This window comes from Actinomadura litoris (genome assembly GCF_009733595.1).
In the GTDB taxonomy this organism is placed as follows: Bacteria; Actinomycetota; Actinomycetes; order Streptosporangiales; family Streptosporangiaceae; genus Spirillospora; species Spirillospora litoris.
The window spans coordinates 758,465-781,143 of record NZ_WOFH01000001.1 but is presented as its reverse complement, the minus strand read 5'-3'; the positions used below and the strand labels follow the sequence as shown (position 1 = coordinate 781,143).

The window sequence follows — 22,679 nt, the reverse complement described above, 5'->3', positions numbered from 1 at the left end:
CCGCTCCACCGGGCGGAGCGGTGATCGCTGGACGGACCCACGGGACCCGCGGGCATGAAGGCGCCGTCATGCGACGTTGTAGGGAGCCCGTGTAGGAAGACGGTGGGGCGGCTCTGAGCGAGGCGAGTAAGACGGACGTGCGGGAGAAGACCCCGAGCTAGAAGCGAAGCAAGAAGACCCTGAGCCAGAAGATCTGAGCGAGAAGACCAGACAGCGAGGTTGGAGCGACTGTGCCAGCCAAGAACGGCACCGCGAGCAGTGGCCGGAACAATGGCGCCGGTACGCGCCTGGTGATCGTCGAGTCGCCCGCGAAGGCGAAGACGATCGCCGGGTACCTTGGGCGTGGCTACATCGTGGAGTCCAGTATCGGCCATATCCGGGACCTCCCCGGGAGCGCCTCGGAGGTGCCGGCCAAGTACAAGGGCGAGCCGTGGGCCAAGCTCGGCGTGAACGTCGAGCACGACTTCGAGCCGCTCTACGTGGTCAACACCGACAAGCGGGCGCAGGTCGCCAAGCTGAAGAAGCTGCTGGCCGAGGCCGACGAGCTCTTCCTCGCGACGGACGAGGACCGGGAGGGCGAGGCGATCGCCTGGCACCTCCAGGACGTCCTGAAGCCGAAGGTGCCGGTGCACCGGATGGTCTTCAACGAGATCACCAAGGACGCGATCCAGCGCGCCGCCGCGAACCCGCGGCAGCTCAACATGCGGCTGGTGGACGCGCAGGAGACGCGCCGCATCCTGGACCGCCTGTACGGGTACGAGGTCAGCCCCGTCCTGTGGAAGAAGGTCATGCCGAAGCTGTCGGCGGGCCGGGTGCAGTCGGTGGCGACGCGGCTGGTGGTGGAGCGCGAGCGGGAGCGGATCGCGTTCGTCCCGGCCCACTACTGGGACATCGCCGCGCAGTTCGACACCGGCAAGGACGAGGAGCCGACGGCGTTCAAGGCCGGGCTCATCTCCGTGGACGGCAAGCGCGTCGCGCAGGGCCGCGACTTCGCCTCCGACGGCAGGCTGAAGACCAAGGACGCGCTGCACCTGGACGAGGCGGCGGCGCGCGCGCTGGCCGAGCGGCTGCGGGAGCGGCCGTACGCGGTGAAGTCGGTCGAGCGCAAGCCCTACACCCGCAAGCCCTACCCGCCGTTCCGCACGACGACCCTGCAACAGGAGGCCAGCCGCAAGCTGAGCTTCTCCGCCAAGTACACGATGTCGGTCGCGCAGAAGCTGTACGAGAACGGCTTCATCACCTACATGCGCACCGACTCGATCACGCTGTCGGAGACGGCGATCACGGCGGCGCGGCGGCAGGCGGCCTCGCTGTTCGGCGGCGAGTACGTGCCCGACAAGCCGCGCGTGTACGCCTCCAAGGTGAAGAACGCGCAGGAGGCGCACGAGGCGATCCGCCCGGCGGGTGAGAGTTTCCGCACCCCGGCGGAGACGGGCCTGTCCGGCGACCAGTTCCGGCTGTACGAGCTGATCTGGAAGCGGACGATCGCGTCCCAGATGAAGGACGCGGCGGGCCAGTCGGTCTCGATCCGGGTGACGGGGGTCTCGACGCGGAACGAGACGGCCGAGTTCGGCGCGACCGGTAAGACGATCACCTTCCACGGGTTCCTCAAGGCGTACGTGGAGAGCGCGGACGACCCGTCCACCGACCGGGACGACCAGGAGCGGCGGCTGCCGAACCTGACCGAGAACGACCCGCTGAGCGCGCTCGCGGTGGACGCCGAGGGCCACTCGACCCGTCCGCCCGCGCGCTACACCGAGGCGAGCCTGGTCAAGGAGCTGGAGGAGCGCGAGATCGGGCGGCCCTCCACCTACGCCTCGATCATCGGCACGATCCTCGACCGCGGCTACGTGTTCAAGAAGGGGACGGCGCTGGTCCCCTCGTTCCTGGCGTTCGCCGTGGTGAACCTGCTGGAGCAGCACTTCGGGAACCTGGTCGACTACGACTTCACCGCCCACATGGAGGACGGCCTCGACGAGATCGCCCGGGGCGAGGCCGAGCGCGTCCGCTGGCTGACCCGGTTCTACTTCGGCGACAACGGCGAGGAGGGCCTGAAGGACCTCACCGAGGACATCGGGGACATCGACGCCAAGGGGATCAGCTCGTTCCCGCTCAAGGGCAGCGACATCATGGTCCGCGTCGGCCGGTACGGGCCCTACCTCGACCGCGAGGGCGCGCGGGTCAACATCCCCGAGGACATCGCGCCGGACGAGCTGACCGCCGACAAGGCCGAGGAGCTGTTCGCGCAGCCGTCCGGCGACCGCGAGCTGGGAAAGGACCCGGAGACCGGCCACACGATCGTGGCGAAGTCGGGGCGGTTCGGCCCCTACGTCACCGAGATCCTGCCGGAGGCCGCGCCGCCCGCCGAGGGCGAGAAGAAGAAGCGGACGAAGAAGGCCGACGCGCCCAAGCCGCGCACCGGTTCGCTGTTCAAGTCGATGTCGCTCGACACGGTCACGCTGGACGACGCGCTGAAGCTGCTGTCGCTCCCGCGCACGCTCGGCGAACTGGACGGCGAGCCCGTCACCGCGCAGAACGGGCGGTTCGGCCCCTACATCAAGCGGGGCACCGACAGCCGTTCGCTCGGCTCGGAGGAGGAGCTCTTCACGGTCACGCTGGAGAAGGCCAAGGAGCTGTTCGCGCAGCCGAAGCAGCGCGGGCGGGGCCGGGCCGCGGCGGCGGCGCCGCTGCGCGAGCTGGGCGACGACCCGGCGAGCAAGAAGCCCGTGGTGGTCAAGGAGGGGCGGTTCGGCCCCTACGTCACCGACGGCGAGACCAACGCCAGCCTGCGCAAGGGCGACGAGGTCGAGTCGATCACCATCCAGCGCGCCGCCGAGCTGCTCGCGGAGCGTCGTGAGAAGGTGGCGGCGGGTGGCGGCAAGAAGAAGACGACAACGCGCCGCCGAACCTCCGCGAAGTCCGGTTCCTAGGGACAACTACGCCGATACCCTGACCGACATGACCAGAACGGGCGCCACCCGGCCGCACCCCGCCGCGCCGCCGGGCGTTTCGTCTCTCTCGTCGATCAGGCCGTTCCGGCGGCTCTGGATCGCACTGTCGGTGTCGGGCCTCGGCCACTGGCTGAGCGTCCCGGCGCTGACCGCCATGGCCGCGACGCTGACCCGCGGCGACGACGCCGCCGCGCGGGCCCAGGCGGTCGGCGGTGTGCTGGTGGCGCTGCTGGTCCCGGCCGTCCTGCTGGCGCCGCTCGCGGGCGCGGCGCTGTCCCGGCTCGACCGGCGGTTGACGCTGCTGGTCGCCGACGCGCTCCGGTTCCTGATCGTTTTGTCGGTGCCGCTGCTGGACGCGCTGCCGTGGACGTTCGCCGCCGCGTTCCTCGTGGCCTGCGTGAGCGTGGCGTGGTCGGCGGTGGCGGCGACGGCTCCGGCCGGGCTCGTCCCGGCCGAGCTGCGCCCGGCCGCCCGGCGCTCCGCCGCCCGCGCGATGTGCTGGCCCGCGCCCGTCGCGGCGGTGGTGTTCGCGTTCGTCGCGCTGATCGCGAAGGGCGCGTTCGGCGAGGGCGACCGCGCCGACCTGGCGCTCTACGTCACGGCCGGGGTGTTCCTGGCCGCGACCGCCGGGGTCGCCGCGCTCGGCGAGGTGCCGGGGAGCGAGCCGGTCGAGACGTTCTCGCCGGTGAAGACGCTGTTCCAGGGCCCGCGGGTGCCGGGCGTCCGGGGGCTCGGGCTCGCGGTCGTCGGCGTGGCGCTGGCTGCGGGCGCGGTCGTCGCGGTCGCGCGCGTGCACACCGGGCACCTCGGCGGCGGGGACGCGGGTTACGGCGCCGTCCTCACCGGCCTGACCTCGGGCCTCGGGTTCGGGCTGTTCCTCGGCCCGCGCGTGCTCGGACCGTTCAGCCGCCGCCGCCTCCTCGGCCTCGCGGTGATCGCCGCCGCGCTCGCGCTGGTCGTGGTCTCGCTCGTGCAGAACCTGGTCGTCGTCGCGTTCGTGACGGCGTTCCTCGGCGTCGCGGCGGGGGCCGCGTGGTCCACGGCGTCCGCCGTCCTCGCGGGCGACGAGCCCTCCGACGAGCCCTCCGACGACCCCGCGCAGAACCGTCCCGACGCGTTCCCGAGGTCGGTCGCGCTCGTCACCGCGCTGGTCGTGGCCGCGGCCGTCCCGCCGCTGGCCGGGGTGATCGGCTCGCGGCACTACGACCTCGGCGACGGCGACTACGACTTCCAGGGGACGGGCGCGGCGATGCTGATCGCGGGCCTGCTCGCCCTGCTCGCGGGGCTGGTCGCGTTCCGCCGGCTGGACGACCGGCACGGCATCCCGCTCGTCGCCGACCTGCGGGCCGCGTTGCAGGGCCGCGTCTACACGCCGCCGGAGCAGGCCGCTCCCGAGGACCGCCGGGTCGCGCGCCGCGAGCGCGGGGTGTTCATCGCGTTCGAGGGCGGCGAGGGCGCGGGCAAGACCACGCAGGCCAGGCTCGCCGCGATCTGGCTGCGCGACCACGGCTACGACGTGGTCGCCACGCAGGAGCCAGGCGCCACCAAGATCGGCATGCGGCTGCGCGCGATGCTGCTCGACCGGGAGACGACCGGGCTGTCCTCGCGCGCCGAGAGCCTGCTGTACGCGGCCGACCGCGCCGACCACGTCGCCAACGTGATCAGGCCCGCGATGGAGCGGGGCTCGATCGTGGTCAGCGACCGCTACGTCGACTCGTCCCTCGCCTACCAGGGGTACGGCCGCGAGCAGCCGGTGGAGGACATCGCGCGCGTGAACGACTGGGCGACCGGCGGGCTCATCCCCGACCTGACCGTCCTGCTGGAGGTGCCGCCGCGGACGGGCCTCGGACGGCTGTCCGCGCCCGCCGACCGCATCGAGTCCGAGCCGGACGAGTTCCACGAGCGGGTCCGCGCCGGTTTCCACGCGCTCGCCGAGGCCGAGCCCGAGCGCTACCTGGTGCTGGACGCGAGCCGTCCGCAGGGCGAGTTGAGCCGGGAGATCCAGTACCGCATCCGCGAGATCCTGCCCGACCCGATACCGGCCGGTACCGAGGATGTCACGAGCACGTTCCCCATCATCACCGACTAGCCTTTGCCCATGAGCGTGTGGGATGACCTGGTGGGCCAGGAGCCGGTCGTCGCGCAACTGTCATCCGCCGCCGGTGAGGCGGGCGGCATGGCGCACGCGTGGCTGTTCACCGGGCCTCCGGGCGCCGGACGTTCCGCGGCGGCGCGCGCGTTCGCGGCGGCGCTGCAATGCCTGGAGGCTCCGCGCGGGTGCGGGCACTGCGCGTCCTGCCACCAGGTGCTCCAGGGGACGCACGCCGACCTGGAGGTCGTCCGTCCGGCGGGGCTGTCCTACGGGGTGCGGGAGACCCGCGAGCTGGTGCTGCGGGCCTCGTCGTCGCCGAGCGGCGGGCGCTGGCAGATCGTGCTGTTCGAGGACGCCGACCGGGCCACCGAGGCCGCCGCCAACGCGCTGCTGAAGGCGATCGAGGAGCCGCCGCCGCGCACGGTGTGGCTGCTGTGCACCCCGGCGCCCGACGACCTGCTGGTGACCATCCGGTCGCGCTGCCGGCTGGTGACGCTGCGGACCCCGCCGGTCCAGGCGGTTGCGGACCTCCTCGTCCAGCGGGACGGGGTCGACCGGGAGACCGCCGACGTCGTCGCGCGCGCGGCGCAGGGGCACATCAGCCGCGCGCGGCGGCTCGCGACCGACCCTCAGGCGCGGGCGCGGCGCGCCGAGGTGCTGGCGGTGCCGCGCCGGCTGACCGGGGTCGGGCCCGCGGTGACGGCGGCGGAGGCGCTGGTCAAGGCCGCCGAGGCGGAGGCGAAGGCGCAGACCGAGGAGCTGAACGAGACCGAGACCTCCGCGCTGCGGCAGGCGCTCGGGGAGAGCGCGAAGGGGCGCATGCCGCGCGGCACCGCCGGTGCCCTGAAGGAGCTCGACGACCGGCAGAAGTCGCGGGCGACGCGGGTGAAGCGCGACGCGCTCGACCGGGCACTGCTCGACCTCGCCTCCTACTACCGGGACGTGCTGACGTTGCAGCTCGGCGCGGGCAGCGAGCTGGTCAACACCGAGCTCGGGCCGGAGCTGCGGAGCGCGGCGGGCGGCGGCCGTCCCGAGGACACGCTCCGCCGGCTGGACGCGATCATGGACTGCCGGGAGCGGCTGGAGGCCAACGTCAACCCGCTGCTCGCGGTCGAGGCGCTCACCCTCGCCCTGCGCACGTCCTGAACCATGGCCCGCGGTGGGAACGGTGCAGCCGGACGACTTACAAGAGTTGTCCTCTTTCGTTACATTCCCGTACGCCTCTCTCAACACGGTCGGACGTACGGTCGGCTGGCCGAGTCCGGCGAACGGGCCGAGCCCGGCGAACCTGGGCAAGCTCCCCCCACGCCAGGAGGTCTGCTGTGCGGCACGCCCTCATCTCGGCCATCTCGGCCATCTCGGCCACATGCGCCATCGCCACGACGATGGCCCTCGCGTTCCCGGCGTCCGCCGCTCCCGACCGGTCCCGGTCCCGGGACGAGGGCGCGGCGTCGGAGTACGTCGTCCTCTACAACGAGGACGTCTCCCCAGGGAGGGCCCACGCCGCCGTCAAGGCGGCGGGGGGCAGGATCGTGCACGAGAACACCGACGTGGGTGTCGCCACGGTCGTCTCCAGGAACCCGGACTTCACCACCGACGCCATGGAGCACCGCGCGCTGGAGGGCGTCGCGCACAACCGCGTGATAGGCGAGGCGCCCAAGGGGCGTTCGTCCACCGAGGTCGAGACGGCCACCGGCACCGGCGCCCTCGTGCCGGGCAGGCCCGGCAAGGACACCGAGCCCCTGGCCCACCTCCAGTGGGACATGAAGCAGATCCACGCGACCGACGAGGGCTCCTACGAGACCGAACCGGGCGACAGGCGCGTGCTGGTCGGCGTCCTGGACACCGGTATCGACGGGGACCACCCCGACATCAAGGCGAACTTCAACAAGGCGCTCAGCCGGAACTTCACCCACGACATCCCGAAGGACGTCGACGGGAGGGAGCTCGACGGGCCCTGCGAGTTCACGTCGTGCGTCGATCCGGTGGACTGGGACGACAACGAGCACGGCACGCACGTCGCGTCCACGATCGCCGCGCCGCGCAACGGCCTCGGCATCTCGGGCGTCGCGCCGAACGTCTCGCTGGTCAACATCCGCGTCGGCCAGGACTCCGGGCAGTTCTACCTCCAGCCGACGGTGGACGGCCTGACCTACGCGGCCAAGATCGGCGTCAACGTCGTGAACATGTCCTACTTCGTGGATCCGTGGATCTGGAGCTGCGCCGACAACCCCGCCGACTCGTCCGCCGACCGGCTCGAACAGCGCACGATCATCGCGGCCACGCAGCGCGCACTCGACTTCGCGCACGAGCACGGCGTCACGCTGGTCGCCGCCGCGGGAAACCAGCTCGTCGACTACACCAAGCCGCACGCGGACAACGCGAGCCCGAACTTCCCGTCCGTCCCGGGAGAGAAGCCCCACAAGCGGACGGTCTCGGCGAACTGCCTGTCGATGCCGACCGAGGGCGAGCACGTGATCCCGGTCTCGGCGACCGGGCCCAGCACCCGCAAGTCCTACTACAGCAGCTTCGGCGACGGCCATGTCGCCGTGGCCGCGCCCGGCGGCGACAAGGCGGACGCCCCCGACGGCAGGCCCGACGACCGGCGCGGCATCTGGGCCGCCTACCCCGAGCACATCGCGAAACTGCGCGGCCAGCTCGACCCGGACGGCACTCCGAAGGTGCCGAGCGTGGTCCGCAGCTGCAAGAACGGCACCTGCGCCTACTACCAGTCGATGCAGGGCACCTCGATGGCCGCGCCGCACGCCGGCGGGGTCGCCGCGCTGATCATCAGCAGGTACGGCAGGCCGGACGGCCGCAGCCGCCTCGCGCTGGACCCGTGGGTCGTCGAGCGCGTCCTGCGCGGCACCGCGACCGCCACGCCCTGCCCGAGCCCGAACACCGTCGAGTACGTCTGGTACAAGCTGACGGACGGCAAATGGGTGAAGAACACCTCGACGCAGACCTGCGAGGGGCGCGCGCGCCGCAACGGGTTCTACGGTGAGGGGATCGTGGACGCGTTGCGCGCCGTCCAGCACTGACCTCCGCCGAGCCCCTCGCATCGGCGGTGTGAGGAATTTCCCGTGGCGGAGGCAACCAATGAGGCCGGACGGCGTCTCTGGGACATGGAAACCGAGACCGTGTTCGACGAGCCTCCGCCGCGCGAGGCGCCCATGGACGCGTCCGGGGCGGTCACCGAGCTGTACCGGGGGCACGCGCTCGGGCTGATGCGCCTCGCCCTGGTCATGATCGGCGACCGGGGGACGGCCGAGGACGTCGTCCAGGACGCGTTCGCCGGGCTCTACCGCCGGTGGCCGCGCCTGCGCGACCGGGAGAACGCGCTGACCTACGTGCGCTCGGCCGTCCTCAACGGCTCCAGGACGGCGCTGAGACGCCGCAGGAGGCCGTTCCGGGCCGTCCACCAGCCGCCGGTCTGGTCGGCCGAATCGGAGGCGATGGTCGGTGAGGACCGGCGCGAGGTCGTCGAGGCCCTGCACCGCCTCCCCGCCCGGCAGCGCGAGGCGCTGGTGCTGCGCTACTTCTGCGACCTCAGCGAGGAGGAGATCGCCGACGCCATGCGCGTGAGTCGCGGCACGGTCAAGTCCACGACGTCCCGGGCGCTCGCCTCGCTGGGCCGCATTCTGGAGGGGGAGAAGTGAAGAGCACCGAGGATCGGCTGAGGGAGGCGCTGAAGACCGTGGGCGACACGATGGGTTCCGAGGACGTCCCGCCGATGCGTTCACCCGTGTCCCGCCGTTCGGGTCTCGCGCGTCCGGCGGTGCTGGCCTCCGCGTGCGCGGTGGTGCTGGTGCTGATAGGCGGCCTGGTGGTGGGCGGCCTGGTGGTGGGCGGCAAAACCCTGACCGGGAACGGGGGCGGTGCCGCGTCCTCGCCTCCCGAGGACAAGCACGTGGCGGTGTACCTCTGCACGAAGACCTCCAGCAACGCGTCCTGCGGGCATGCGGAGGCGACCGATGCGCAGAAGGCGAACATCAAGGAAAGGCTGGCGAACATCAGGCAGGTGCGTCAGGTCGCGTACGAGTCGAAGCTCCAGGCGTACGAACGGGTCAAGAAGGCGTTCTCCGACAAGAAGCACTGGGAGACCGTGAAGCCCGGTGACATCCCCGAAGCCTTCCGGGTGCAGGTCTCGAACGACGGCGTCAAGCTCGTGCAGCAGGCGGTCATCGGCCTGCCCGGGGTCGACACCGTCATCGTCGAGGACAAGCCTCGGGCATGATTGCGGTATGCCGTACCGGGTCACCTTCGTATGCACGGGCAACATCTGCCGCTCCCCGATGGCGGAATGGGTGCTGCGCCACCACATCGAGGACGAGGGCCTGGACGTCGAGGTGGACAGCTCGGGCACGGGCGGCTGGCACGCGGGCGACGGCGCCGACGAGCGGACGGTCGCGGCGCTCCACCGGGCGGGCTACCGGTCGGCGCACATCGCCCGCCGGTTCGAGCCGGGCTGGTTCGACGGCTACGACCTGATCATCGCGCTGGACGGGGGCCACCTGCGGGCGCTGCGGTCGATGGCGCCGGACGAGGAGGCCCGCGGCCGGGTCCGGCTGCTCCGCGAGTTCGACCCGGACGCGGGCCCCGACCTCGACGTCCCCGACCCCTACTACGGGGGCCGCGCCGACTTCGACCTGGCGCTGGAGATGGTGGAGGCGGCGATGCCGAAGCTCCTGGAGGAGATCCGCGCCGCCCTGAAACCGGCCTGACCCGCCCCCGGCCGTCCGGGGCGCGGTCACCCCGCGGCCCGTCCCGGCGCGGGTCGAAGACGATCAGGCGGCGTGTCGGACGTATCGCGCCACCAGCGGCGCGACGCCGGCGCGGCCAGTCCGGCGCCGCCGGCGTTGAGCAGGACGTCGTCCACGGACGACACCCGGTCCAGTCGCAGGACGTACTGCCCGGTCTCCAGCAGGGCCGAGCAGGCCGCGCCGAGCGCCAGGATCCGGGGCACCGAGGCCAGCGCCGCGAACCGGATCGGGGCGAGGGAGCCCAGCGCCGCGAACACCAGCAGGTTGCCGATGATCTGGCCGGTCGGCATCGAGAACAGGTCCCGCAGCGGCACCAGGCTCACCCGTCCGGGGACCTCCCCGGCATGGCCGCCCGGCAGCATGATCATCCAGACGGGCGGAACGGTCCCGTAGACGAGGCCGATCTCGGCGAGCGACGAGCGAAACGCCCACGGCCTCGGGACCCCCGTGGCCGTGCGGTGGCGCGCCAGGGCCCCTATCGCCAGCGTGACCAGGGGCAGGGTGAGCATCGTGAGGAGGACCATGCCGGTGAACGTGCCGAACCAGCCCTGCCACCCCTTGATCACGCCGCCTCCGCAGGTAAGAGCACGATCCTCGCTGCGCCACAGGCCCCTCCCGTCCAGTGAAGCCGGGAGAGTGTGGCAGCGGCGTATGAGATTTTCGATACGTCCGCGATACACCGGATCTGCTAGGCGTCCGCTCGTCAGGTGGCTGCCCGTCGCGGCAGGCTCGCCCTCCTTGCTGACGGTTGCCCCGCCTGGCGCGTCCGCTCCACCAGCGCCCGGACTTGCTCGGCGGATGGCGCCCTGAGCCCGTCCGTGCTCACGGGGGACGGTCCCGGCTCTCTCCGTCGGGCCTCTTCGGGGCGCGCCTTCGACCGGGTTTCCGGGCGGCACCGGCGGCCCTCACCACCTGACCTGCGCCGCGCTTCGACGTCGCCCGTCGCGAGGCATCGAACTGATAACGAGCCGTTGACGGCTGTCTGCCGAGAGGTAGATGAGATAGAAACGTCAGGTTGGACGACTGGACGGGCGCGGAGAGGCTGGTGCGGGGCAACCCCATGGACGGAAGATCGCGGATCGGCTCCGCGTGGAAGGGGCTCCTCCCGGTCGGTGTCGCCGCCGGGATGGCGTTGGTCATCGGCGGCGGCGTGGACGTCGTCCACAACCGCCAGCGTGCGTCGAGCAAGAAGCACGAGGCCGAGCCCGCGTCCAAGAGCGAGCAGACCTCCTCGTCCCGCTTCGTGGTCGGCGTCCGCGACACCGGGACCGCCCTCGTCGTCCGCGACCTGCGCGGCGGCACCGCCGGCCTGCCCGTCGCCGCGCCGCCCGGCAGCCGCTACCAGCGCGTCTCGTCGGGACGCGCCGGAACGTTCACCGTCTCGTCCTACTCGCCCTCCCGCGAGGTCGTGTTCCAGCGCCTCAAGCTGGACGAGGACGGCCGCCCGTCCGCCCTCCAGCCGCTCCCCAAGGCGACGCTCGCGGGCGTCTCCACCGCCTACTCCGACCAGGCCGTGAGCCCGGACGGCGACCGCATCGCCTACGTCACCTACCGGGGCACGCGGAGCCGGGTGGACGTCGTCTCCGCCCGCACCGGCGCCCGCAAATCGTGGACGACCCGGCTCCCCGCCCACGTGGGCAGCCTCTCATGGGCCGGTGACACTCTCGCCTTCGTCTGGAGCCCGCTGCGCCGCGTCGACGGGAAGGTGACCGAGGCGCGGCACCAGGTCCGCGCGCTCGACACCAGCGGCCCGTCCGGCGACCTCAAGGCCAGCAAGCCCGTCCTGAACCTGCCGAGGGGCGCGTCCCACGCCGTCCTGACCCGCGACGGACGGCAGGTCATCGCCGCGCTCGCCGACCGCGGACAGATCACCCTCCAGGCGTTCACGCCCGGCGCCCGCAGGCCGACGAAGACGATCGCGCGGCAGCCGTCCAAGGGCCGCGTGTCCGTCCTCGACACCGACCACACCGGCCGCCACCTGCTGATCTCCTTCACCGACGGCCGCCTCTTCGCCGACCGCTCGCTGATGGACGCGCGCGATCTCACCGACGCCGCCTGGTAATCAACGGCGCGTAGCGGAGCCAACCGGACAAGACGTCATAGAGTGTGTCTCACGGAATCGGGCGAACGGAGCGAAACCGTGGGCATGGTGATGGCAGTCAGCTTCACCCGGTACGGCCGCCTGTACTACCTCGACCCAGGCCCGCACACGCCGAAGGTGGGTGACAAGGTCCTCGTCCCCACCGACGCGGGCCCCGAGGTCGCCGAGTGCGTCTGGGCGCCGCAATGGGTCTCCGACGACATCGGCGGCCTCCCCGAATGCGCCGGACCCGCCGCCGACGAGCACCTCGCCCGCGACGAGGCCAACCGCCGCCGCCGCGCCGAGGGCCGCTCGATCGCCAAACGCCTGATCCGCAAACACGACCTCCCGATGAAGGTCATCGGCGTCGACTACCTCGACGCCGAGAACATCTTCAAGATCTACTTCACCGCGCCGCACCGCGTCGACTTCCGCGCCCTCGTCCGCGACCTGGCCCGCGGCATCAAGGCCCGCGTCGAACTCCGCCAGGTCGGCCCCCGCGACGAGGCCCGTCTCCAGGGCGGGATCGGGCCCTGCGGCCGCGACCTGTGCTGCGCGACGTTCCTCAAGGATTTCGAGCCCGTGTCCGTCCGCATGGCCAAGGAACAGGACCTTCCGGTCAACCCCCTGCGCATCGCGGGCGCCTGCGGACGTCTGATGTGCTGCCTGAAATACGAGCACCCGCTCTACATGGAATTCAAGGAGAGCGCACCCCGCCTGGGCTCCCGGGTGAGCACGCCCGAGGGAGAAGGCCAGGTCATCGGCTACAACGTGCCCGGCGACCGCGTGACGGTGAAGGTCGGCTCCCGCCGCTGCTCCTGCCCGTCCGCCTCCGTCTGCTCCCCCCGCCAACAACACGAAGCCCACTACAACGACCCAACCTGACCCGGGGTCGCCCCTGATCAGGGACCCTTCACCCGGATAACACGAAGCGCCCCACACCTACCCGCCAGCGAAGATCGTTGGCGGGGCGGCGGCTCGGTAGGGGCGTCGCGGTTCAGGGTTTGCGGGCGACTCCGCAGAGGGCGTCGACCTCCCTCAGGTTTCCGCGCTCTTCGGCGTCCGGGGCGGGACGCCAGTGGGAGATCGTCACGACGCCGGGGTCGAGCAGTTCCATGCCGTCGAAGAACTGCGTGATCTCTTCGGGGCTGCGCAGGTAGTAGGGGTCGGCGTCGCCCTCGTTGTAATCCTCTTGGGCGGCTTCCAAGGCGTCGCCGGTGACCACGTTCACGCCGTCCCAGATGGACAGGAAACTGCCGGACGGCAGCGCGTCCACCAGGTTCCGGACGATCGTGTGCGGCTGCGCCTCGTCCGGGATGTGGCCGAGGATCCCCATCAGCATCAGCGCGATGGGCTCGTCGAAGTCGAGGGTGTCGGCGGCCTTCTGGACGATCTGGTCGGGGCTGCGCAGGTCCGCGTCGATGTAGGCGGTGCGTCCCTCGGGGGTGCTGGTGAGCAGGGCGCGGGCGTGCGTGAGGACGAGGGGGTCGTTGTCGACGTAGACGATCCGGGCGTCCGGCGCGACGCGCTGCGCGAGTTCGTGCGTGTTGTCCACGGTCGGGAGGCCGGTGCCGATGTCGAGGAACTGCCGGATCCCCTCGTCCCCCGCGAGGTGCCGGACGACCCGTCCGAGCAGCAGCCGGGACTGGCGCGCGATCTCGACGATGCTCGGAAACGTCGCGATGAAGTGGTCGCCCGCCGCTCGGTCGGGAGGATAGTTGTCCTTACCGCCGAGCCAGTAGTTCCAGACCCGCGCGGAATGCGGGATGGACGTGTCCAGGTTCCGCTTGATCGAGTCGTCCTGCGAGTCGTGGGTCATGGTGAGGCTCCCGTGGGTGGTGAGGTCCGGCAAGGATCATCCTGACCTGCGGCGGGGCCCGCACGGAAGAGGATCTTGAAACTAGGTCGCGGCCGTTTCGGCCTGGGTCTCCCTCGACATACTGGGAGGAAGCGGGACGGTACGGGGCGTGGCGGGCCCTGCCTTGGTCACGGGACGAACCTCAGGTCGGGGAAGCGAGGCGTCGGGCCGTCCAGCAGGTGGTCATCGCGGTGGCGGAGCTGGAGGTCGAAGAAGGACCCGGCCACGGCGCGCTCGGCGTCCAGCGCGCGGGCGGCGCGGGACGGATCGTCCGTGCCGATCGTCTGGATGACGCCTTCCCTGGATATCAACCCGGCCTTGAACAACTGCGGCACCTGCGCGACGAGGTCGGTATAGGAATTATGCGCCGAGCCCTTGAGCTGTGTGTTTCGACGCCAGCCGCGCAGGTTGTTCCAGAAGGGCTGAAGCTCCGGAGCTGTGTGATCGAACGGGTCCGAGTTCATGAGCAGGAATGGCCGGGACAGCCCGTTCTTGAAAACCGAACCGATCGGCGTTCCATTGAACAGCATCCCGCCGTCCATGTTCATCCCAGCTCCCACACGTCGATCGTCATGCATGGTCTGGGCCGACGCGGCACCGCCAAGGGAATGCCCGAACATGCCAATGCGGGACAGATCCATCGCGCCTCGAAGCCCGCGCGGCAGCGGCCGTTGCCCCGCGTCGGGATTGTGGCCGCGGTTCAGCCGCGTGATCTCGTCCAAAACGAACCGGGCGTCGTCGCTGCGGGTCGCCACCTCCTTGGCGAGTAGGGCGCCGATGTTCTCCGGGGTCTCGTGCGGCTGGGCATGGGGCTCCACGCGGCCGCCGGGGAATTCGACCTCACTCGGGTCGTAGGTGTGGTCCATGGAGACCACGACATATCCGCGCGACGCCAGATCCTCGGCCAGCAGCGTGCCGAGCGCGCGCGGCGTCCGGTGGCCCGGCGAGTAGAGAACCACCGGATGACGTCCACCCCACCGATCGACGGGTGCCCCCGCATACGAATGGGTGCTGGTGGCAGCCCAGTCGACTCTTCCGGCCGGGACGAGCGGATCGTCCCCTTCGGACACCACGGTGTCGAAATGCTCGGCGGCCTTGGCGGGCATCTGTGGTACCACGGGATAGTCGAGGGTGGCCCGCGCCGGGTACCGGACGGTCACCATCAACTCCCGGTACGGCTTGGACGACACCCACGGGTCACGGCGCGAACGGTCGACGAGATGAAGGTCCGTCGTCCCGACCTCGGCCTTGCCGGTGGGAGCCGGGAGGGACAGCCGGACCTTCCGCGCAGGTTCCGTCGCGGACGCGGTCCCGGGCTGCACGAACGAGGTCGCCCCCAGCACTGAAACAACCCCGGCCGCCAGCACCGCCCTGCGAGACATGATCACCATGGGACCGAGTCTCGTGAGCCGCGCCTGATCGTCCTTCCCCCTGCCGGGTGATCCTCGTCCCCCGAGCGAACGATCCGTGCCCCTCGTTAACCCGTTGGAATCCCGGACTGAGGCGCCCTAGGGTCCGTGTAGCAAACGGAGGGGGACCCGATGGACGGGGCGGTACGGCGGCTCGACCTGGACGACCTGCCCGCCTGCCAGCGGCTCGCCGTCAGCCGTGACTGGGGCGCCGAAGACCGCAAGTGGCGCCTGCTCTTCGAGGTCGGGAACGTGTACGGCCTCGACGACCCGGACGGGGACGGCCTGCTCGGCACGGTCGTATCGACCCCCTACGGGCCCGATGTCGCGGCCATCAGCATGGTGCTCACGGCACCGCGCCACGAGCGGCGGGGCATCGCCGGGAACCTCATGCGGTACGCGATGGAACACGCGGGAACCGCGAGCCTGTGCCTCACCGCGACCGAGTACGGCCGTCCGGTGTACGAACGCCTCGGGTTCCGCTCAGTCGGACACTGCGTGACCTACACGGGAGTCATGCCCGACCTGCTGGGTCCTGCGAACAAGTGCTCCGCACCAGCCGAACCTGACGACATCTCAGATGTAGTTGCCCTCGATAACGAGGTCTTCGGCGCGAAACGCGCGGCCCTCATGCGTCAAATGCCGTCCTTCTGTGAGGACTTCCGCGTCATCCGAAACGCCGGTGGCGCCTTGGTGGGATTCGGAGGCCGCTGGCGCAACGGCCCGCAAACCATGATGGGCCCCGTAATCGCGCAGGACGAGAAGACCGCCACAACCCTGCTGGACGACCTGGCCGTCAACGAGCTGTCGCGGCTGGACATCGACACCAGGCACCCGGAAATCATCACCTGGGCCGAGAAACGAGGACTGCGGGCAGCGTTCACCACCACGGTGATGGAGTACGGCGCCCCCATCTCAAACGACCTCGGCCGCCTCTACCTCCCCGTAGCCCAAGCCCTGGGCTAGCCCACCAGTCGCGCCAAAAATGCGCCGCGCACCCACACAACCCCAGCACGGGAAGACCGACCCCTCGCCAACCTTCTCAGCCCCCTATCGGCGCCAACTCCAGATGAATGGAAACGGAGAGAACAGCCAAAAGGCTTCACCGCCAGATCCTGGCGCCCCACAAGCATGACGACAGCACCGCAATCACCCCGGGAGCCCGAGCCATGCTCGGCCTCCGCTCAACCGAAGCCGAAGCGGAGGCGGAACAGCACCGTCACATGCGCCTCTGATCAGCTGAACTTGGTCTTGGGACGCTCCTGCTGGACGCCGTCCACGTAAATGTCGACCTTCTCGCTGTAGAAGCAGACAAGACCGAGTACCTTGCGGCTCTCGTCCAGCGGCGACGGATACGACCAGGCGATGTCCTCGTGGACCTTGTCGTTCGCACGCACCGACCAATACTCGGCATCGCCCTTGTAGGGACAGCGGGTAATGGTGTCCGTGTGCTCCAGCAGATCCATCCGGACATGCGTCTTCGGCAGGTAGTAGCGCACCGGCAGTCCCGTCTCGAAAAGCAGACGCGGGCTGGACGACTCCGCCACCGTCACCCCGTCCACCTCGACACGAACGTGCCGGGAGCTGGGCAGGATGTCGACACGCGTATAAGGGCTGCGCGGGTGGACGAAGACCTCCTCGTCCTCCTCGAACCAGGCGTCCATGGCGTCCCAGTCCAGCCGGACGAGGTCGCGCAGTTCCTCGATCGGCGATTCGGTGTAGCGCTGGGCGGCACCGGGCGCCTGCCTACCGTCCACCTTCACGGTGAAGAGGGTGGCGTCCCCACGGCTCGGCGAATGCTGGCCCGGCCCATCCTCGACAAGCTCTGCCCGCACGTCCGTCACCGGCAGGTAGTAACTGGGGTAGTAGGGGTTCTCCCAGACGAGAGACGGCGAAGTGCTGTCAACGACCAGGTGGCCGCCAAGGTAAGCCCTGACGCGCTTACCACTCTGCTCGATCCGGACAGCCGTCCGCTGCGAAGCACTGCTGTGTGGTGCACTCATGACCGAGCCAACAGCCCGCCCCACAGCCCTATTTCACCCGCCCCCACATCCCCCGCCACCCGCCCCCACGTCCCCCGCCACCCACACCCCCAACCACGACCCCCACCCCCCGGATCCACGGCCCCCACCCCCCCGGATCCACGGCCCCCAGCTCCCGCCCCTGCCACCCTCCAACCTTCCAGCCCTGCGCCGCCGGCCTCCGCGCTCCTGCGAACGCCTACCCCCTCCGCCATCCGGTCCTGCGGCCGTCGGCCCCGCGCTCCGCCGCCTTCGGTCCTCCGGTCGACAATCCTGGGTCCTCCCGCCTTGGGACGTGTCGCCTTGTGACGCCCCGCCGTGTGACCTCCCGCCCTCCGGCCTCCGGCTCCGGCCTCCGGCTCCGGCCTCCGGCTCCGGCCTCCGGCTCCGGCCTCCGGTCTTCCGCCCTGCGGCCACTGGCCCCCCGGCCTCCGGTCCTTCGCCCTCCCGCCTTGGATGTGTCGCCTTGTGACGCCCCGCCGTGCGACCACTCGCCCCCCGGCCTCCGGTCCTTCGGCCTCCCGCGCTCCGGCCTCCCGCGCTCCGGCCTCCTCGCCCTGCCTCTGTTCGCTGACCTTGCTTCTAGTGACCCCCAGGAGCGCCGTCTACTCACTCGCCCTGCGCCTCGAAGCGTGCAGGACGGAGGCCGGCGGGGTTGACCGCTGCCCCGCTGAGGCGGTGTCGTCGGTGCCGCAGTGTTGGCGGTCGGGGTGGTCATGGGGGCTCAGGACTTGGTCGTCGGTTCGCGGTGGGGGCCGGGGGCCGCTCCGCTTTCGGTCTCTGGCCGCATCGGCCTCGGCCCTCCCCTCTCGGTCTTCGGCTCCTGACCCCCCTCCGGCCGCTTGCGGCCTTACTCCTCAGCGCTCCGGCCGCAGTGGCTCAGTTCTTCGAGCCTGGCTCCGGCTCTCGTTCCCACACCGGCCCAAGATCGCGCGGCGAGTGCATGGCCTCCCCCCGCTCCATCTCGCCGCGGGGCGCGGTGAAGACTGTGGTGCATGGAGTTCTTCTGCTACCACCGTGACCGCGCCGACTCCTTGGCGTTGCGCAGGAAGTTGGGCGAAGAGCACTGGGCCTACATGGACGGGTACGAGCGGGAACTGATCGCTCGTGGCCCCACCTACGCCGACGATGATGAGACGCCCACCGGGAGCGTGCATATCGTTGAGCTGCCCGATCCCGCTGCCGCTCGCGCGTTCGCCTTCGACGAGCCCGGCTATCAGGCCGGCGTCTACCGGGACGTGCTGTTGCGGCGGTGGCGCAACATGCTGGGACGCACCATGTGGGACTTTCCCGGCGGCCGGACCGGCGGCGATCGCTTCCTCGTGCTCGGCCTCGGCCCGGAGAAGGACGTCGCCCCCACCGTCCCGCCCGGCGAGGACGAACTGGTCGCCTACGGGCCGCTGCTGTCCGACGACGGCGCCACCTGGCTCGGCACCGCGGTTCTCCTGAGGGCACCCGACCCGGACACGGCACGCGCCGTCCTGGCCCCGGATCTGTACGCCGACATCGAGGTCCACAAGTGGGAGTTCGGCGGGCGCCGGTAGACACCCGTACCGGAGCGGCCCCGCCCGGATACCCGTCGCCCCCTGGATCCTCATGACTGTGAACTCCTCACCTTGCGCGGAATGGTCAGGGTCGGCACAAGGGCGATCAGCAGGATCGCCCCGAGCCACCAGAAGGTGCCGGTGAAGGCGTCCGACAACAGTGCCGCCGGTTGTCCGGCCGCCTCGCCGAGGTTGCCGCTCGCGCCCGGGATCTTGTCTCGGATGCCGATCTGCAGGATGACCGCCGACACGGCGGTGCCGAAGGAGCTGCCCACGCGGATCACGACGTTCGCGCCGGTCGTCGCGGCGGGTACCGCCTCGCGCGGAAGTCCCTGGTAGCTCATCGCCATCAGGGACGGGCCGATCAGGCCGTGCCCGACGCCGACGACGAACATCGCGCTCATGATCACCGCTCGTCCCGTCGAGGGGTCGAGTGAGGTGAGCATGAGTGCGCCGCACAGGACGACGACCAGGCCCGCGGCGGCCGGCCAGCGGCCGCCGAACCGGTCGGCGAGCCGTCCGGACACCAGCATCGTGATCATCGCGCCGACGCCCAGCGGCGCCAGGAGCCAGCCGGAGTCGAGCGCGGACTCACCCTGCACGATCCGCGCGAACAGCGGGATCAGGATCATCAGCCCGAAGACGGCCAGGCTGTAGAGGAAGAAGCCGCCGGTCGCGCTGGTGAACGCGCGAGTGGTCAGCCGCCGGACGTCGATGAGCGCGCCGTCGCCCTTGCGCACGGCGTGGACGAGGAACGCGGCGATCAGGACGGCGCCGCCGACCACGCTGCCGACGAAGCGTCCGCCCGTGAGGCTGGTGCCATTGCCCGCCTCGGACAGCCCGTAGACCAGGGCGGCCAGGCCGGGGGACAGCAGCAGCATGCCGAGGACGTCCAGCGAGGCGTCCGGGCTCCGCTCGGTGTCGCGCGGAAGCATCCGCCATGCCGCCAGCAGCGCGACCACGCAGAACGGGACGTTGACGAAGAACATCCACCGCCAGCTCAGATGGTCGACGATCACCCCGCCGAGCAGCGGGCCGAGCGCCGGCGCCAGCATCGCGGGCACCGAGACGATGCTCATCACCCGTCCCATCCGTTCGGGGCCGGCCTCACGGGCGAGCATGGTCTGCCCGATCGGCATCAGCATCCCGCCGCCGAGCCCCTGCAGGACGCGGAAGGCGATCAACGACGGCACAGACCACGCCACCCCGCACAGCAGCGAGCCGCTGATGAACAGACCGAGCGAGAGCAGCCACATCGTCTTGGAGCCGAATCTTCGCACCGACCACGCGGTCAGCGGGATCGCCATCGACAGCGCCAGCGTGTAGCCCGTCACCACCCACTGGATGGTCGACAACGAGGTGTCGAAGTCCTTGCCGAGCGCGCTGATCGCGACGTTGACGATCGTGCTGTCGAGGACGGTCATGATCGCGCCGAGCACGACGACGATCGCGAGCGTGCGGAGATGGGGGTCGATCCGCTCCGTGTCGCCGGGCCGGGTACCCGCTGTGGTGATCATCGAACCGCCTTCCGTACGCCGTATCGGCCACACGCTACACCGTATCCCCGAATCCGTACAGCGTATCGATACGCCGTATCGCGTACGATCAACGTCGTGGCAGGTAACCCCAGGAGTCAGCGCGAGCAGCCCCGCGATCTGTGGACGAGCCCGAAGAGCGGTCGCCGCCCGAAGCTGACCCGGGAGGCGATCGTCGAGGCCGCGATCAAGCTCGCGGACGCGGAGGGCCTGGAGGCGGTCTCGATCCGCCGTGTCGCCGCCGAGCTGGGCGTCCGCGCGATGAGCCTCTACAGCCACATCGACGCCAAGGAAGACCTCCTCGACCTCATGTACGACGAGATCGCCAAGGAGGTCCTGGTCGAGGGCGAGCCGCCGGACGACTGGCGCGAGGCCATGATCGAGATCGCCCGCCGGGAGCGCGACGCCGGCCTGCGGCACCCGTGGGTCTTCGGACTGGCCGGCCGGGCCAGCCGCGTGGGCCCGAACGGGCTCCGACACGCCGAGCAGTCCCTCGCCGCCGCCGCCCGCCTCACCGACGACCCGGAGGCCAGGCTGGCGATCATCACCGCCGTCGACTACTACATGCTGGGCTTCACCGTCCGCGAGCAGCACGTACGCGACCTCGGCGAGAACGGGCTGCAGCGCGCCTACACCAGCATGCTTGAGCAGACCTACATCCGCTCCCTCGTGGAAAGGGGCGAGCTGCCCCACCTCAAGCCGCTCTTCGAGTCCGGCCTCTACGGCCAGTCCGACTTCGAACGCGGCCTCAAGTGGCTGCTGGACGGCATCGAAAACGAATACGGGCAGAAGTAGCCCCGCACCGGCGGGAAGACGTACCGTATGCGTCAACGTACGGACCGTGACGACGAGACGGGGATCAGGGTGCGGGGAGCAAGGCTCATCGGCGCGGCCACGGTGCTGGCGTTGGCGGCGGCCGGATGCAACTCCGGCGAGAAGCAGGCCACCTCGGAGGTGGGCGTGAGCGCTCCCACCGGTCTTGGATCGTTCTACGGTCAGCAGCTCTCCTGGAAGGGCTGCGGCGGCGGGTTCCAGTGCACGACCGCCAAAGTCCCCCTGGACTACTCCAAGCCGTCCGGTCAGAAAATCGGCATCGCGCTGATCAGGCTTCCCGCCCGGGACAAGTCCGAGCGGATCGGTTCCCTGTTCATCAACCCGGGCGGCCCCGGCGGATCCGGCGTCGGATTCGTCCGCCAGGCCGCCGAAGCCTTCGGCTCCGACCTGCGTAAACGCTTCGACATCGTCGGTTTCGACCCTCGGGGCGTCGGCCAGAGCGACCCCGTCCACTGCAACACCGGCCCCCAGCTCGACGCGTTCTTCGCCGCGGACTCGTCTCCGGACGACCAGAAGGAGACCGCCGCGTTCGCCGCCGACAGCAAGGAGTTCGCCCAGAACTGCGGGGCCAAGGCAGCCTCGGAGCTCCCCTACGTGGGCACCGTCAACGCGGCCCGCGACATCGACGTCCTGCGCGCCGCCGTCGGCGACAAGAAGCTCACCTACTACGGCGCCTCCTACGGCACCTACCTGGGCGCCTTCTACGCGCAGCAGTTCCCGGGCAACGTCCGTGCCCTCGCCCTGGACGGCGCCGTCGACCCCACCACCTCGTCCACCGGCCTGCTCGTCGAGCAGGCCAAGGGCTTCGAGACGGCCTTCCGAGCCTTCGCGAACGACTGCGTCAAGAAGCCGAACTGCCCGCTGGGCACGTCCACGGACGCAGCCATGACCAAACTCGCGTCCTTCCTTGCACAGACCGACAAGAAGCCCCTGAGCAACACCCGCGACACGCGCCAGGTCACGGAAGCCCTGGCGGTCATGGGCATCGCCTCGGCCCTCTACCTGAAGGAGAACTGGCCCGTCCTACGCCAGGGCCTCGCCCAGGCGTTCCAGAAGTCGGACGGCACGCTCCTCCTGACGCTGGCCGACCAGATGGTCGAACGCCACCCGGACGGCTCCTACAGCAACCAGACCGACGCCAACATGGCCGTGAACTGCGTGGACAAGCCCAACCCCGCCTCCGCGAAGGCCTACGGCCAAGCCGCGGCCGAGGCCAAGAGGGTCGCCCCCCACTTCGGCCCCTTCGTCGTCTGGGGCGGCCTCCCCTGCGTCTACTGGCCCGTCCAGACCAAAACGCGACCCACGCCCGTCACCGCCAAGGGCGCCAAGCCCATCCTCGTGATCGGCACCCTCCGCGACCCCGCCACCCCGTACAAGTGGGCCCAGAACCTCGCGTCCCAGCTCTCCAGCGGCGTCCTCCTCACCCTCGACGGCGACGGCCACACGGCCTACCTCCAGGGAAACCCCTGCATCACCAGGGCAACCGACGACTACCTGCTCAACGCCGATCCGCCGAAGCCCGGGACGATCTGCCGCTGATTAACCAGTGCACACCCACCCCCCGGCACCCGGTAGACTGCTACCCGCCGTGC

At 70.6% G+C, this 22,679-nt stretch carries 18 protein-coding genes; 13 read left to right on the top strand and 5 right to left on the bottom strand.

Translation table 11 applies throughout. The features are described 5' to 3' along the window. The first annotated feature begins 230 nt into the window (after positions 1-230). From topA to GNZ18_RS03465, 7 genes are all read left to right on the top strand, one after another. Positions 231-2,930 (top strand): type I DNA topoisomerase, encoded by a 2,700-nt coding sequence (gene topA, locus GNZ18_RS03495; RefSeq protein WP_242882254.1) that lies wholly within the window; start codon positions 231-233, stop codon positions 2,928-2,930. Positions 2,931-2,958: 28 nt separating this feature from the next. Next, positions 2,959-5,040 (top strand): dTMP kinase, encoded by a 2,082-nt coding sequence (gene tmk / locus GNZ18_RS03490; RefSeq protein ID WP_156214563.1) that lies wholly within the window; start codon positions 2,959-2,961, stop codon positions 5,038-5,040. A 9-nt stretch (positions 5,041-5,049) separates the two neighbouring features. Next, positions 5,050-6,189 (top strand): DNA polymerase III subunit delta', encoded by a 1,140-nt coding sequence (locus GNZ18_RS03485; protein WP_156214562.1) that lies wholly within the window; start codon positions 5,050-5,052, stop codon positions 6,187-6,189. Between the two features lie 176 nt (positions 6,190-6,365). Next, positions 6,366-8,084, top strand: a complete 1,719-nt coding sequence (locus GNZ18_RS03480; RefSeq protein WP_312874277.1) for a S8 family peptidase — start codon at positions 6,366-6,368, stop codon at positions 8,082-8,084. 84 nt (positions 8,085-8,168) lie between these two features. Beyond that, positions 8,169-8,702: a SigE family RNA polymerase sigma factor gene (locus GNZ18_RS03475; protein ID WP_216651141.1), complete on the top strand. Its 534-nt coding sequence runs from the start codon at positions 8,169-8,171 to the stop codon at positions 8,700-8,702. Then, positions 8,699-9,280, top strand: a complete 582-nt coding sequence (locus GNZ18_RS03470; protein WP_156214561.1) for a permease-like cell division protein FtsX — start codon at positions 8,699-8,701, stop codon at positions 9,278-9,280. Before GNZ18_RS03475 ends, GNZ18_RS03470 begins: the two co-directional genes overlap by 4 nt. A 7-nt stretch (positions 9,281-9,287) precedes the next feature. Then, positions 9,288-9,767 carry a low molecular weight protein-tyrosine-phosphatase gene (locus GNZ18_RS03465; RefSeq protein WP_156214560.1) on the top strand — a complete coding sequence of 160 codons (480 nt, stop codon included), beginning with the start codon at positions 9,288-9,290 and terminating at the stop codon, positions 9,765-9,767. Between the two features lie 26 nt (positions 9,768-9,793). On the opposite strand, the gene GNZ18_RS43525 is transcribed toward GNZ18_RS03465, so the two are convergent. Next, positions 9,794-10,372, bottom strand: coding sequence for a VanZ family protein (locus GNZ18_RS43525; protein ID WP_216651140.1), 579 nt, complete (start codon positions 10,370-10,372; stop codon positions 9,794-9,796). A gap of 449 nt (positions 10,373-10,821) precedes the next feature. Here GNZ18_RS43525 and GNZ18_RS03455 point away from each other — a divergent pair, with 449 nt between their 5' ends. Together GNZ18_RS03455 and GNZ18_RS03450 are read left to right on the top strand one after the other, a co-directional pair. After that, positions 10,822-11,868: a TolB-like translocation protein gene (locus GNZ18_RS03455; RefSeq protein ID WP_246249339.1), complete on the top strand. Its 1,047-nt coding sequence runs from the start codon at positions 10,822-10,824 to the stop codon at positions 11,866-11,868. 90 nt (positions 11,869-11,958) lie between these two features. Next, positions 11,959-12,771, top strand: a complete 813-nt coding sequence (locus GNZ18_RS03450; protein WP_374225417.1) for a PSP1 domain-containing protein — start codon at positions 11,959-11,961, stop codon at positions 12,769-12,771. A gap of 112 nt (positions 12,772-12,883) precedes the next feature. Here GNZ18_RS03450 and GNZ18_RS03445 read toward each other — a convergent pair whose 3' ends face one another. Together GNZ18_RS03445 and GNZ18_RS03440 are read right to left on the bottom strand one after the other, a co-directional pair. Continuing rightward, the gene (locus GNZ18_RS03445) at positions 12,884-13,705 is read right to left on the bottom strand and encodes an SAM-dependent methyltransferase (protein ID WP_156214558.1); all 822 of its coding nucleotides are present in this window, start codon (positions 13,703-13,705) and stop codon (positions 12,884-12,886) included. Positions 13,706-13,872: 167 nt separating this feature from the next. After that, positions 13,873-15,135, bottom strand: coding sequence for an alpha/beta hydrolase family protein (locus tag GNZ18_RS03440; protein WP_156214557.1), 1,263 nt, complete (start codon positions 15,133-15,135; stop codon positions 13,873-13,875). Positions 15,136-15,285: 150 nt separating this feature from the next. On the opposite strand from GNZ18_RS03440, the gene GNZ18_RS03435 reads away from it, so the two are divergent. Continuing rightward, complete coding sequence (locus tag GNZ18_RS03435) at positions 15,286-16,119, top strand: GNAT family N-acetyltransferase (RefSeq protein ID WP_156214556.1); 834 nt, start codon at positions 15,286-15,288, stop codon at positions 16,117-16,119. Positions 16,120-16,388: 269 nt separating this feature from the next. Here the strand turns inward: GNZ18_RS03435 and GNZ18_RS03430 are convergent, their stop codons facing one another. After that, positions 16,389-17,156 carry a DUF427 domain-containing protein gene (locus GNZ18_RS03430; RefSeq protein ID WP_156214555.1) on the bottom strand — a complete coding sequence of 256 codons (768 nt, stop codon included), beginning with the start codon at positions 17,154-17,156 and terminating at the stop codon, positions 16,389-16,391. Positions 17,157-18,169: 1,013 nt separating this feature from the next. Here GNZ18_RS03430 and GNZ18_RS03425 point away from each other — a divergent pair. Continuing rightward, positions 18,170-18,718 carry a YciI family protein gene (locus tag GNZ18_RS03425; protein ID WP_156214554.1) on the top strand — a complete coding sequence of 183 codons (549 nt, stop codon included), beginning with the start codon at positions 18,170-18,172 and terminating at the stop codon, positions 18,716-18,718. Between the two features lie 50 nt (positions 18,719-18,768). Here GNZ18_RS03425 and GNZ18_RS03420 read toward each other — a convergent pair whose 3' ends face one another. Continuing rightward, positions 18,769-20,235 carry a DHA2 family efflux MFS transporter permease subunit gene (locus GNZ18_RS03420; protein ID WP_156214553.1) on the bottom strand — a complete coding sequence of 489 codons (1,467 nt, stop codon included), beginning with the start codon at positions 20,233-20,235 and terminating at the stop codon, positions 18,769-18,771. Positions 20,236-20,331: 96 nt separating this feature from the next. On the opposite strand from GNZ18_RS03420, the gene GNZ18_RS03415 reads away from it, so the two are divergent. Together GNZ18_RS03415 and GNZ18_RS03410 are read left to right on the top strand one after the other, a co-directional pair. Continuing rightward, the gene (locus GNZ18_RS03415; RefSeq protein WP_308165858.1) at positions 20,332-21,048 is read left to right on the top strand and encodes a TetR/AcrR family transcriptional regulator; all 717 of its coding nucleotides are present in this window, start codon (positions 20,332-20,334) and stop codon (positions 21,046-21,048) included. 27 nt (positions 21,049-21,075) lie between these two features. Beyond that, on the top strand, positions 21,076-22,626 hold the full coding sequence (locus tag GNZ18_RS03410) for an alpha/beta hydrolase (protein WP_156214551.1): 1,551 nt from the start codon (positions 21,076-21,078) through the stop codon (positions 22,624-22,626). Positions 22,627-22,679 lie beyond the last annotated feature (53 nt).